Source organism: Streptomyces sp. NPDC057002 (assembly GCF_042673825.1).
GTDB lineage: Bacteria > Actinomycetota > Actinomycetes > Streptomycetales > Streptomycetaceae > Streptomyces.
This window is the reverse complement of the sequence record NZ_JBHURZ010000009.1, coordinates 54,120-65,501: the sequence shown is the minus strand read 5'-3', so window position 1 is coordinate 65,501 and position 11,382 is coordinate 54,120. Positions and strand designations below refer to the sequence as shown.

Here is an 11,382-nt window from a genome sequence, read left to right as displayed (position 1 = left end):
CGGCAAGTTCCACCGCAAGCGCATTCACAAGTTCAGCACACTGCGGGCGGTCCGTCACCGTGCGTGAGGAACTGGTCCGGTCCAGCGGTCCCGGCAGGTCCCGGAAACACCTCGTACCCCTTCTCTCCCTGCCGTACCAGGAGATCGGCGAAGGGCCGCGAGGGATCGTCGGCGAAGTGCCTGCGCTCCGCAGGGACCCATCCGTCCCAGAACTCCCGCTGTTCCTCCCCGTCCCGCGACCGGCCCCGTGCCCAGGCCTCCTCGCGCGGCAGCTCCATCCACAGCAGCAGGGCCAGGCGGTGGCGCAGCGCCCGGCGTCCCGCGCCGACGCCCTCGACGAGGACCACCGGTGCGGGCGGCAGGGGCTGCGGCGGGCCGAAGCGGCGGGCCCGCCAGTCGTAGGGGGTGTAATGCGCGGTCCGGCCGCCGGCCAGCGGCTCGATCACCTGGTCCAGCAGCCGTCCGGTCCAGCCGAACAGTTCGTCGTGGCTGGCGATGTCGTCGAGGCGCAGCACCGGCGCGCCGTCGAGCTCCCCGGCCAACTGCTCGGCGAAGGTGGTCTTTCCGGATCCGGCGTGCCCGTCGACGCCGACCAGACGGACCGGGCCGCAGGAAGGGGAGAGGCGGCGGATCCGGGAGGCCAGGTCACGGACGGCGGGCCCCGGTGCGGGGCGGAAGGACGGATTCATCTCGCGCAGCACTCTAACGACCCGGGGAGTGACCATGCCGCCCACGGCCCCTGCCACTGGTCGACGCCAATATTGGTGGGCGTGGCGCGGGTCGAAGTGCTGGCAGGACCCGGCGGGCTGTGCTCATATGTGGCGCACACGCATGTGCGACCGACCGTGCAACGGACCTGCCCCGCCCCTGCCCGACTCCGACATCCGGGGGTCCCCGCCATGAGCAGAGCCGAACAGCCGTCCCGCAGAACCGTCCTGGCCGCCGCGGTCGCCGTCGCCGTCACCGCGAGCGCGGGGCCGGCGGCGGCCGACACCGAGATCCCTATGACGACCGACACCGCAGACCCCGCCCGGGCGGTCCCGGCCCGCGCCGTGGACAACCGGGCCTGGGCCTCGTACGACGACTGGCGCGGCGGCACCGCCCGGGGCACCCGCGCCGTCGCGGGCACCCGCCCTGGTCTGGTGATCGCGAAGCCCGCCGGAACCGCCGACTACCGGGACCCGCACACCGGCACCACCGCCTCCTGGGAGTACGGCATCTGGACGTCCCCCGTCCAGCGGCTCGTCGTTCCCGCGACGGAGGCGATCGTCTCCTGGAACGCGCGCACCCCGGCCGGCACCTGGATCCAGGCCGAGCTCAAGGGCACCTACACCGACGGCACCAGCAGCCCCTGGTACGTGATGGGCCGCTGGGCGGCGGGCGACCAGGACATCCGGCGCACCTCGGTCGACGACCAGAACGACGGCAAGAGCACCGTCTGGACGGACACGCTGGCCGTCGACGACCCGGCGACCGGCCTGCGCCTGGCCTCCTACCGCCTGCGTCTGACCCTGTACCGCAAGCCGGGCGGCAAGGCCACGCCCACCGTGTGGCGGCTCGGCGCGATGGGTTCCGACGTCCCCGACCGGTTCACCGTCCCGGCGTCCGCGCCCGGCCTCGCGAAGGAACTGGCCGTCCCGCGGTACTCGCAGGAGATCCACAAGGGGCAGTACCCCGAGTACGACAACGGCGGCGAGGCCTGGTGCAGCCCGACCTCCTCCCAGATGATCGTCGAGTACTGGGGCGGCCGGCTCACCCCGAAGCAGCTGGCCTGGGTGGATCCGTCGTTCGCCGATCCGCAGGTGTGCCACGCGGCCCGGTTCACCTATGACTACCAGTACGCGGGCTGCGGCAACTGGCCGTTCAACGCCGCCTACGCGGCCACCTTCAAGGACCTCCAGGCCGTGGTCACCCGGCTCGGCTCGCTCACCGACCTGGAGACACTGATCGCGGCGGGCATCCCGGCCATAACGTCCCAGTCCTTCCTGAAGGAGGAGCTGACCGGCGCCGGGTACGGCACCGCCGGCCACCTGATGACGGTCATCGGCTTCACGGCCGGCGGCGACGTGATCGCGAACGACCCCGCCTCGGCGAGCAACGAGGCCGTGCGGCGGGTCTACCGGCGGCGCGAGTGGGAGAACATCTGGCTGCGGACCAAGCGGTACAACGCCTCCGGCAAGGTCGTCTCCGGCACCGGCGGCGTCTGCTACCTGTACTTTCCGGCGCGCCCGACCGCGGCCCAGCGCAGGGCGCTGACCGCCGTGGGCGTACGCGTGTGACCAAGCTCTCGGCCGCAAAAGCCGCTCCGGGTGGCAAGGTGGGCGGAACTTCGGGGGAAGTCCGCCCGCCCCACCGGATCAGCGAGAAGCCATGACCGCACACTCCGCCACCGCCGCCGGCGTCCGCACGGGCGGCCCCGAGGACGACGGGCCGAAGATCGCCGAGCATGTCCTGGGCTGGACGCTCGTCGTGGTCGTAGCGATGCTCGTGACGCAGCTCGGGCTGCTGTGAACCCGGTCCGGAGCAATGTGACCTGACCCACGGCCCGGCCCTCCGACCTGCCATACTGCGGATGTCCCGCCTCGCCCGCTTGTTGGAACCAGGGTCGAAATTGAATACCAGTCAACAGCCTGCCGCGCGCCCCAGAGCCCGCGGCACCGAGCGCTCGCTGGCCCGCCGTGCCGAACTCATCGCCATCGGCCGGAGGTTGTTCGCCGACACGTCCTACGACGCGCTTTCGATGGACGACATCGCCCGCCAGGCTCATGTCGCCAAGGGGCTCATCTACTACTACTTCCAGTCCAAGCGGGGCTACTACCTGGCCATCATCCAGGACTCGGTCACCGACCTGGTCACCCTGGCGGCGAGCGGACTCGAACTGCCCCCGGTCGACCGCGTCCAGCGCACGATCGACAGCTATCTGCGCTACGCCGAGCACCACCAGGCCGCGTACCGCACGATCGTCAGCGGCGGGGTCGGCTTCGACACCGAGGTGCACGCGATCCGGGACGGTGTGCGCGAGGCCATCGTCGCCACCATCGCCGAGGGCGCGTACGGCCGTGTCGACATCACCCCGCTGGCGCGGATGGGCCTGCTGGCCTGGGTGTGCAGCGTCGAGGGCGCCACCCTCGAATGGATCGACCGCCCCGAACTGCCCCGAGAGACCATGTGCGAGCTGCTGGTGAAGGGGCTCGGCGGCGCCCTGCGTGCGATCGAGGACCTGGACCCCGCTTACCCGGCCCCGCAGGCGGCCGCCCGCCAGGACGCGTGAGACGGGGGCGGAGGGCCCGTCACGGTCCCTCCGCCCCCGGTCGCCCCGCCTTACCTGATGGCCTTGATCAGCTCACCGTTCGCCGTGTCACCGCTCAGCTCCCAGAAGAACGTGCCGCCCAGACCCTGCTGGTTCTTGTACGTCATCTTGGTCCCGATGGTCGCCGGGGTGTCATAACTCCACCAGTTGTTCCCGCACTTGGCGTACGCCGTGCCGGCCACCGTCCCCGTCGCCGGGCACTTGGACTTGAGCACCTTGTAGTCGTCGATGCCCTGCTCGTACGTGCCCGCCGCCGGGCCGGTCGCGGTGCCGCCGGGGGCCGACCGGGTGACGCCCGTCCAGCCGCGGCCGTAGAAGCCGATGCCGAGCAGCAGCTTCGAGGCGGGGATGCCGAGGCCCTTGAGCTTCGCGATGGTCGCCGAGCTGTGGAAGTCCGCCTTCGGAATGCCGGAGTACGAGGTCAGCGGAGAGTGCGGGGCCGTCGGGCCGGCCGCGTCCCAGGCGCCGAAGAAGTCGTACGTCATCGGGTTGTACCAGTCGACGTACCGGGCGGCGCCCGCGTAGTCCGCCGCGTCGATCTTGCCGCCCGGGGTGGCGTCGGCGGTGATCGCCGCGGTGACGAGGTTGCCGGAGCCGAACTTGGCCCGCAGGGCCTGCGCCAGGTTCCGGAAGGCCGCCTTGCCGCTGGTGTCGCAGGTGGCGCCGCAGGCGTTCGGGTACTCCCAGTCGATGTCGATGCCGTCGAAGACGTCGGCCCACTTGGAGTTCTCGACCAGGTCGTAGCAGGACTGGGCGAAGGCGGCCGGGTTCCGGGCGGCCTCGCCGAAGCCGCCCGACCAGGTCCAGCCACCGAAGGACCACAGGACCTTGAGGTTCGGGTGCTTCTGCTTCAGCTTGCGCAGCTGGTTGAAGTTGCCGCGCAGCGGCTGGTCCCCGGTGTCGGCCTTGCCGTCGACGGACTCGGCGGCGGTGTAGGCCCGGTCGGTCGCCGCGTAGGCGTCGCCCATCGCGCATTTTCCGCCGGTGACGTTGCCGAACGCGTAGTTGATGTGCGTGAGCCTGGCCGCCGAGCCCGACGTCTCGATGTTCTTGACGTAGTACTTGCGGTCGTAGGTGCCCCATTCGGTGAAGTACCCGATGACCTTGGATCCGGCGGCCCTGGGGCCGGGTGCGGCCTTCGTCGCCGCGGCGGCCTCCTGAGCCGAGGTCGCCGCGGTGGCGGTCGAGGTGCCCGCGCCGGCCAGCAGACCGGCGCCGAGGACAGCGCAACAGGCCGCGGACACGATGGCCCGGAAGCGGGAGCGGTGGGGGGTGTGCATCCGGTGTCTCCTCGTGGGGAGAGGGAACGCGCGCCGATTGGCATGAACGCGATGACTCGGTGAAGCGAAACGGTAGGAGGACTAGACCAGTTCGGTCAATGGTGCGGACCAATTTCGATCCGGCGGACGCGCTCGGGTATTACTTGAAGTAAGCGGTCGTTAACTGGTGACTGCATGCCTCCGATCGGGCATACTCACAGCGCACAGCCGCTGGTCAGCAGCTTCCGAGACCCGGGACTGCAAGCATCGGCCAGGCACCAGATCGACCCGGCGGCGCCGCCCCCACCCATGGGCCCGACCGCCAGTGCCCGACAGGGAGGAGAGCGTCGCCATGCCCGACCGCGCCCCGCAGCCGGTGGACCGACAACTGCCCACGGAGGAGGCCCGGGAACTGATCTCACTCGTCCGTGACATCGCGCGGCAGGAGATCACCCCGAAGGCGGCCGAGGAGGAGGACGCCGGCCGCTTCCCGCGCGAGCTGTTCACCCTGCTCTCGCACTCCGGCCTGCTCGGCCTGCCCTACGCGTCCGAGTACGGCGGCGGCGACCAGCCGTACGAGGTCTATCTCCAGGCACTCGAAGAGCTCTCCGCGGCCCGGCTCACGGTCGGCCTCGGCGTCAGCGTGCACACCCTGTCCTCCTACGCGCTCGCCGCCTACGGCACCAAGGAGCAGCAGGTCGAGCATCTGCCCGGGATGCTCGGCGGCGGCATGCTCGGCGCCTACTGCCTCTCCGAGCCGCACTCCGGCTCGGACGCGGCGGCCCTGCGCACCAAGGCGGTGCGGGACGGCGACGGCTGGGTGATCACCGGCACCAAGGCCTGGATCACCCACGGCGGGATCGCCGACTTCTACACGGTCATGGCGCGCACCGGCGAGGACGGCCCGCGCGGGATCACCGCCTTCCTGGTCCCCGGCGACGCGCCGGGTGTGAGCGCGGCGGCGCCCGAGCGGAAGATGGGCATGAAGGGCTCGCCCACCGCCCAGGTCCACTTCGACGGCGTCCGGGTTTCCGACGACCGGCGCATCGGCGAGGAGGGGCAGGGTTTCGCGATCGCCCTGTCCGCGCTCGACTCGGGGCGGCTCGGCATCGCGGCGTGCGCGATCGGCGTGGCGCAGGCGGCGCTCGACGAGGCGCTGGTGTACGCGGCCGAAAGGCGCCAGTTCGGGAAGGCGATCGCCGACTTCCAGGGGCTGCGCTTCATGCTCGCCGACATGGCCACACAGATCGAGGCGGGCCGTGCGCTCTACCTCGCGGCAGCGCGGCTGCGGGACGCGGGCCGGCCGTTCGCCCGGCAGGCGGCCATGGCCAAGCTGCACTGCACCGACACCGCGATGCGGGTCACCACCGACGCCGTGCAGATCCTCGGCGGCTACGGCTACACCGCGGACTTCGCGGTCGAGCGCTACATGCGCGAGGCCAAGGTGCTGCAGATCGTCGAGGGCACCAACCAGATCCAGCGGATGGTCATCGCCCGCCATCTCGTGGGTCCAGAGGAACGCTGAACTGGTCGAGGCCCCGCCAGGGCGCGGCGAGCCGCATCCACTCCGGGTCGTGCCGGCCCGGCAGGGTGCGGCCGCCCTCGGCCCAGGTCCGCATCAAGTCGCGGTAGATCGGCGGGTCCTGGTAGCGCGGCGCGGTCGGCCGAACCGATTCTGCGGGTGCCGGGACGAAGAGGAGGCGCTGACGCCCGGTCGCTGAGGAGATGGGGGTCATACCAGGGCAACGCGGCGGAGGCCGGACAGGTCACCGGATGGTGGAATCGGGCGTGCGTTCACGGGCGTCCGGTCCCGTGTCCCCTCCGGGCCGGGTACGGCGTGCCCCTCGTGTTCCGGGCACGCTGAACCGCACCACGGCAACCTGCGGGCCGTGGTGCGGGGCAGCTACAGGTGGGGAGCGAGCGGGCCGGTGAGGCCCGCGCTCAGGCCGCCTGGCGGCGCATGACGGGGACCCTCATCGGGCGCGAGCCCGGGCCGCCGACGTGCGAGAAGGGCTGGGTCCGCCAGTCGAGCCCCTGAGGGAGCGTCAACAGCAGGGCGGTGTCCTGCTCCTGAGGATCCACGGACTCGTCCGCGGGGCGGGCATCCGTGGCCCTGCGGCCGGTGCCGGCACAGACCGTGAGCCCGAACGGGTTCCACGGCGAGGCGCACAGCGCGTGCTCCGGCAGAACCTCTTCGTCCGCGAGCAGCGCGATTGGCTGAGCGCAGTCCGGGCAGACGACCCGGAACATCTCGAAGGTGTCGTAGGAGTCGAGTTCGTCGTCGAAGGTGTCGGGTTCGACGCCCTCCGGCTCGGGCTCGACGACGAGCTGCGGCCGCTTGGGCGCGGTGCGACCAGGGCGCTTAAGACTCTGCATTGGGTTCTCCCCCTCGGACTGGGCCGTTCAGGCACTGCGGCCTCGACCACAGCAAGCACTTCCCGTCCCCTCTCGGCGGTAATCACGAGAACATCACGGAGACCGTTCGAGCCCTGTGGCGTTCGTCACATGCCGCGCGCAGGTGCCCACTGCGGCGGGTTTGTCCCCCGGACGACTGACCGTCGGCTTCCGGCCACATCACGAACCGGGCATGACCTGGGCTGCTCAGGTATCCGAGGAGATCAACCGCACTGTAGGTTCTTGCGCCATGGAGGAGCTGGACCGACAGATCGTGCAGCTGCTCGTCAAGGACGGGCGGATGAGCTACACCGACCTGGGCAAGGCCACGGGCCTGTCCACGTCGGCCGTGCACCAGCGGGTGCGCCGGCTGGAGCAGCGCGGCGTCATCCGCGGCTATGCCGCGGTCGTCGACCCGGAGGCCGTCGGGCTGCCCATGACCGCGTTCATCTCGGTCAAACCGTTCGACCCCAGCGCGCCCGACGACATCGCGGAGCGGCTCGCGGGCGTGCCGGAGATCGAGGCGTGCCACAGCGTCGCCGGGGACGAGAACTACATCCTCAAGGTGCGGGTCGCGACACCGCACGAGCTGGAGGAACTGCTGGCCCGGGTACGGTCGTTGGCCGGGGTCTCGACGCGGACGACGGTGGTGCTGTCCACACCGTACGAGGCGCGGCCGCCGCGGATCTGATCGCCGCCGGGCCTGGAGGGCGACCCTTGTTCGGAGTGATCGGGACCAGGCGCGAGACTGTTGTCCATGAGTGAGTCCAGCGCCCCGTCGAAGACCGTCCTGCTCCGTCGTGGAGAGGTGCACAGCCCCGCCGATCCGTTCGCCACCGCGATGGTCGTGGAACGGGGGCAGGTTGCCTGGGTGGGATCGGAGGGGGCCGCCGACGCCTTCGTGGACGGGGTCGACGAGGTGCTCGACCTGGACGGCGCGCTGGTCACTCCGGCGTTCACCGACGCGCATGTGCACACCACGGCCACCGGTCTCGCGCTCACCGGCCTCGATCTGTCCGCGGCTCCCACTCTCGAGGCCGCCCTGGCCCTCGTAAGGGACTTCGCCGCCTCCCGGCCGGACGACCGTGTCCTGCTCGGACACGGCTGGGACGCCGCCCGCTGGCCCGGCGGCCGCCCCCCGGCCCGTGCGGAGCTCGACGAGGCCGCCGGACACCGGCCCCTCTACCTCAGCAGGATCGACGTCCACTCGGCGGTCGTCACCACGGCCCTGCTCGACCTGGTTCCCGGCGCCGCCCGCACGGACGGACCGCTCACCGCCGACGCCCACCACGCCGTACGGGCCGCCGCGTTCGCGGCCGTAACGCCGCGGCAGCGCGTCGACGCGCAGCGCGCCGCGCTCGCGCACGCCGTCTCCCTCGGCATCGGCACGGTCCACGAGTGCGCCGGCCCGGAGATCTCCTCCGAGGACGACTTCACCGGCTTGCTGCGCCTCGCCGCCGGGGACCCCGGGCCGCGCGTCGTCGGCTACTGGGCCGAGCGGGACGTCGCCAAGGCGCGGGAGCTGGGCGCGATCGGCGCCGCGGGCGACCTGTTCGTCGACGGCGCCCTCGGCTCGCACACGGCCTGTCTGCACCAGCCGTACGCCGACGCCGGCCACACGGGCAACGCCTATCTGGACGCCGCCGCCGTGGCCGCCCATGTCGTCGCCTGCACCGAGGCGGGTCTCCAGGCCGGCTTCCACGCCATCGGCGACGCGGCGGTGGACGCCGTGGTCGAGGGCGTGCGCACCGCCGCCGGGAAGCTGGGCCTCGCCCGCGTCCGCGCCGCCCGCCATCGCGTCGAGCACGCCGAAATGCTCGCCCCGGACGCGATCGCGGCCTTCGCCGAACTCGGCCTCACCGCCTCCGTACAGCCCGCCTTCGACGCCCTGTGGGGCGGCGAGGACGGCATGTACGCGCAGCGGCTGGGCGCCGAGCGGGCGCGAGCGCTGAATCCGTTCGCCGCGCTGCTGCGCGCCGGTGTGCCGCTCGCCTTCGGCTCCGACAGCCCGGTCACCCCGCTCGACCCGTGGGGCACGGTCCGGGCCGCCGCCTTCCACCGCACGCCGGAGCACCGCGTCTCCGTGCGCGCCGCGTTCACGGCGCACACGCGCGGCGGCTGGCGGGCCGTGGGGCGCGACGACGCGGGTGTCCTCGTGCCGGGCGCCCCCGCCGACTACGCGGTGTGGCACACCGGCGAGCTCGTGGTCCAGGCCCCCGACGACCGGGTCGCGCGCTGGTCGACGGACCCCCGCTCCGGCACCCCGGGGCTGCCCGACCTGACCCCCGGCCGCGAGCTGCCCGTCTGTCTGCGCACCGTGGTGGGCGGACGCACGGTCTTCGTACGGCCGGGCGAGTGATCTACGGGGGTGGCGCGCACGCGATCTTGTGCCGCGCCCCCGGCGCGCGACCTGCGCATCCTCCGCACTGACCAGGCCTTTGCCGGGAGATGCGCAGGTCAAACGGCTGTTGACAGGCGGCTGCCGGTGGCCGGTAGGTTCGGCGGAGTCCACCACCGGACGCCCGACCGGGAACGTCCGCGCACTCGCCGCAGCGCCGCCGGGTCAGGGACGGTGTGCCGCACCGGGCACCGCCACTGGGAGCCAGGCTCAGGCCGGCACAGCGCCGAGGGAACGTTCCGGCCGGTCGGGGAGGTGTGACCCGGGAGGGGCCCGGACGCTCAGTAGACAACGGCTTTCGGTCGATCCGCAGCCAGCGGGTCCCAGGTCGGCCCGAAGGGCGCCGGGCCCCCATCCGCCGTACGCTCGCACGCGAAAGCGCATTCTTACCCGCGCCTTGCGGATTCGACACCACTGTTCGAACATCCGGTCACGTCATCGCAGGCCGGGCCCACTATGGTGGATCCCTGCGTACGGACTTGAAGGGGCATCAGTGAACGACGGCGACGGAACCCTCGCGGCAGGAGCCCAGGGGAGGAAGTTCGGCCCGCTCGGCACGGCCTTGGTGATCATCCCGACCTACAACGAGGCGGAGAACATCAAGAGCATCGTCGGCCGGGTGCGCGAGGCCGTCCCCGAGGCCCACGTGCTCGTGGCCGACGACAACAGCCCGGACGGCACGGGCAAGCTGGCCGACGAGCTGACGGTGGAGGACGACCACGTCCACGTGCTGCACCGCAAGGGCAAGGAGGGCCTGGGCGCCGCCTACCTGGCGGGCTTCCGCTGGGGCCTGGAGCGCGACTACGGCGTGCTGATCGAGATGGACGCCGACGGCTCCCACCAGCCCGAGGAACTGCCCCGTCTGCTCACCGCCCTCAAGAGCGCCGACCTGGTGCTCGGCTCGCGCTGGGTGCCCGGCGGCCGGGTGGTGAACTGGCCGAAGTCCCGCGAGGTGATCTCCCGGGGCGGCAGCCTCTACTCCCGGCTCGCGCTCGACCTGCCGCTGCGTGACATCACCGGCGGCTACCGGGCCTTCCGCCGCGAGACCCTGGAGGGCCTCGGCCTCGAGGAGGTCGCCTCGCAGGGCTACTGCTTCCAGGTCGACCTCGCGCGTCGCTCGGTCAAGGCCGGCTACCACGTCGTCGAGGTGCCGATCACCTTCGTCGAGCGCGAGCTCGGCGACTCCAAGATGAGCCGCGACATTCTGGTCGAGGCGCTGTGGCGGGTCACGGCGTGGGGCGTGGGGGAGCGGGTCGGCAAGGTCACGGGGCGCGGCGGCAGGCCGGCCAAGCCCTAGCGGACCTCCGGAGCACCCACGGGAGCGGCTGATCAGCCCTTATCCCGGACTGAGCCGGGTCCAGGCACACTGGGGGCATGACGACTGGCGCTCAGACTCCCAGTACCCCTGCCCGGCCGCGGCGCTCCCGGCTGCGCACGTTCCTGCCGTTGGGGCTCGCCGCATGGCTCGTGCTGGAGATCTGGCTGCTCACGGTGGTCGCGGGAGCGTCCAGCGGCCTGGTGGTCTTCCTCGTCCTGCTCGCGGGCCTCGTCCTCGGCTCGGTCGTGATCAAGCGGGCCGGCCGGCGCGCCTTCAAGAACCTCTCCGAGGCGCTGCAACAGCAGCAGAGCGGCGCGACGCCGACGGCGGCCCGGCCGAACAGCGAGGGCAACGGCCTGATGATGCTGGGCGGTCTGCTGCTGATCATCCCCGGTCTGGTGTCGGACGCGGTGGGGCTGCTCCTGCTGCTGCCGCCGGTCCAGAAGGCCGTGAGCCGTTCCGCCGAGCGCACCTTCGAGCGCAAGCTCCGCGAGGCCGACCCCGGCACCCTGGGCGGGGCGTTCCAGCAGGCCCGGATGCACCGCCCCGACGGCAAGGTCGTCCAGGGCGAGGTCATCAGGGACGAGCCGGGCGACGCCCCGAGGGAGCCGCGCCCGCCGTTGACGCACTGAGCGTCCGGGCGGCCGTCAGGCACCCGCGAGGTACGCGAGCACACAAACGAGCACGACAAAAACCGCGGGCG

The 11,382-nt window shown here is 72.0% G+C and carries 12 protein-coding genes; 8 read left to right on the top strand and 4 right to left on the bottom strand.

What is annotated here, in order from left to right; translation table 11 throughout:
• Window positions 1-32 precede the first annotated feature (32 nt).
• On the bottom strand, window positions 33-689 hold the full coding sequence (locus ACFT32_RS35635) for a uridine kinase (RefSeq protein WP_382498109.1): 657 nt from the start codon (window positions 687-689) through the stop codon (window positions 33-35).
• 210 nt (window positions 690-899) lie between these two features.
• On the opposite strand from ACFT32_RS35635, the gene ACFT32_RS35630 reads away from it, so the two are divergent.
• The 3 genes from ACFT32_RS35630 (at window position 900) to ACFT32_RS35620 (ending at window position 3,271) form a co-directional block, all read left to right on the top strand.
• Entirely contained in the window at window positions 900-2,279 is a 1,380-nt protein-coding gene (locus tag ACFT32_RS35630) for a peptidase C39 family protein (protein ID WP_382497523.1), read from the top strand.
• Window positions 2,280-2,370: 91 nt separating this feature from the next.
• A complete protein-coding gene (locus tag ACFT32_RS35625; RefSeq protein WP_382497521.1) occupies window positions 2,371-2,511 on the top strand; it encodes an SCO1431 family membrane protein in 141 nt (46 codons plus the stop codon).
• Between the two features lie 100 nt (window positions 2,512-2,611).
• Window positions 2,612-3,271 (top strand): TetR/AcrR family transcriptional regulator, encoded by a 660-nt coding sequence (locus ACFT32_RS35620; RefSeq protein ID WP_382497519.1) that lies wholly within the window; start codon window positions 2,612-2,614, stop codon window positions 3,269-3,271.
• A 50-nt stretch (window positions 3,272-3,321) separates the two neighbouring features.
• Here ACFT32_RS35620 and ACFT32_RS35615 read toward each other — a convergent pair whose 3' ends face one another.
• Window positions 3,322-4,590 (bottom strand): glycoside hydrolase family 18 protein, encoded by a 1,269-nt coding sequence (locus ACFT32_RS35615; protein ID WP_382497517.1) that lies wholly within the window; start codon window positions 4,588-4,590, stop codon window positions 3,322-3,324.
• 331 nt (window positions 4,591-4,921) lie between these two features.
• Between ACFT32_RS35615 and ACFT32_RS35610 the strand changes: the two genes are divergently transcribed.
• Entirely contained in the window at window positions 4,922-6,094 is a 1,173-nt protein-coding gene (locus tag ACFT32_RS35610; protein ID WP_382497515.1) for an acyl-CoA dehydrogenase family protein, read from the top strand.
• Here ACFT32_RS35610 and ACFT32_RS35605 read toward each other — a convergent pair.
• Together ACFT32_RS35605 and ACFT32_RS35600 are read right to left on the bottom strand one after the other, a co-directional pair.
• On the bottom strand, window positions 6,057-6,305 hold the full coding sequence (locus ACFT32_RS35605; protein ID WP_370869173.1) for a hypothetical protein: 249 nt from the start codon (window positions 6,303-6,305) through the stop codon (window positions 6,057-6,059). The genes ACFT32_RS35610 and ACFT32_RS35605 overlap by 38 nt on opposite strands.
• A 205-nt stretch (window positions 6,306-6,510) precedes the next feature.
• Complete coding sequence (locus ACFT32_RS35600) at window positions 6,511-6,945, bottom strand: hypothetical protein (protein WP_382497512.1); 435 nt, start codon at window positions 6,943-6,945, stop codon at window positions 6,511-6,513.
• Window positions 6,946-7,213: 268 nt separating this feature from the next.
• Between ACFT32_RS35600 and ACFT32_RS35595 the strand changes: the two genes are divergently transcribed.
• The 4 genes from ACFT32_RS35595 (at window position 7,214) to fxsA (ending at window position 11,311) form a co-directional block, all read left to right on the top strand.
• Window positions 7,214-7,654: an Lrp/AsnC family transcriptional regulator gene (locus ACFT32_RS35595; protein ID WP_039932055.1), complete on the top strand. Its 441-nt coding sequence runs from the start codon at window positions 7,214-7,216 to the stop codon at window positions 7,652-7,654.
• A 66-nt stretch (window positions 7,655-7,720) separates the two neighbouring features.
• The gene (locus tag ACFT32_RS35590) at window positions 7,721-9,322 is read left to right on the top strand and encodes an amidohydrolase (protein WP_382497510.1); all 1,602 of its coding nucleotides are present in this window, start codon (window positions 7,721-7,723) and stop codon (window positions 9,320-9,322) included.
• A 532-nt stretch (window positions 9,323-9,854) separates the two neighbouring features.
• The gene (locus tag ACFT32_RS35585; RefSeq protein ID WP_382497508.1) at window positions 9,855-10,658 is read left to right on the top strand and encodes a polyprenol monophosphomannose synthase; all 804 of its coding nucleotides are present in this window, start codon (window positions 9,855-9,857) and stop codon (window positions 10,656-10,658) included.
• Between the two features lie 77 nt (window positions 10,659-10,735).
• Window positions 10,736-11,311, top strand: a complete 576-nt coding sequence (gene fxsA / locus ACFT32_RS35580; RefSeq protein ID WP_382497507.1) for an FxsA family membrane protein — start codon at window positions 10,736-10,738, stop codon at window positions 11,309-11,311.
• Window positions 11,312-11,382: the final 71 nt, after the last annotated feature.

Bases quoted from the DNA above. Each gene is read 5' to 3' on its own strand.
- ACFT32_RS35590 (WP_382497510.1), top strand. From the start codon at position 7,721: ATGAGTGAGTCCAGCGCCCCGTCGAAGACCGTCCTGCTCCGTCGTGGA.
- fxsA (WP_382497507.1), top strand. From the start codon at position 10,736: ATGACGACTGGCGCTCAGACTCCCAGTACCCCTGCCCGGCCGCGGCGC.
- ACFT32_RS35600 (WP_382497512.1), bottom strand. From the start codon at position 6,945: ATGCAGAGTCTTAAGCGCCCTGGTCGCACCGCGCCCAAGCGGCCGCAG.
- ACFT32_RS35630 (WP_382497523.1), top strand. From the start codon at position 900: ATGAGCAGAGCCGAACAGCCGTCCCGCAGAACCGTCCTGGCCGCCGCG.
- ACFT32_RS35605 (WP_370869173.1), bottom strand. From the start codon at position 6,305: ATGACCCCCATCTCCTCAGCGACCGGGCGTCAGCGCCTCCTCTTCGTC.
- ACFT32_RS35615 (WP_382497517.1), bottom strand. From the start codon at position 4,590: ATGCACACCCCCCACCGCTCCCGCTTCCGGGCCATCGTGTCCGCGGCC.
- ACFT32_RS35610 (WP_382497515.1), top strand. From the start codon at position 4,922: ATGCCCGACCGCGCCCCGCAGCCGGTGGACCGACAACTGCCCACGGAG.
- ACFT32_RS35635 (WP_382498109.1), bottom strand. From the start codon at position 689: ATGAATCCGTCCTTCCGCCCCGCACCGGGGCCCGCCGTCCGTGACCTG.
- ACFT32_RS35595 (WP_039932055.1), top strand. From the start codon at position 7,214: ATGGAGGAGCTGGACCGACAGATCGTGCAGCTGCTCGTCAAGGACGGG.
- ACFT32_RS35625 (WP_382497521.1), top strand. From the start codon at position 2,371: ATGACCGCACACTCCGCCACCGCCGCCGGCGTCCGCACGGGCGGCCCC.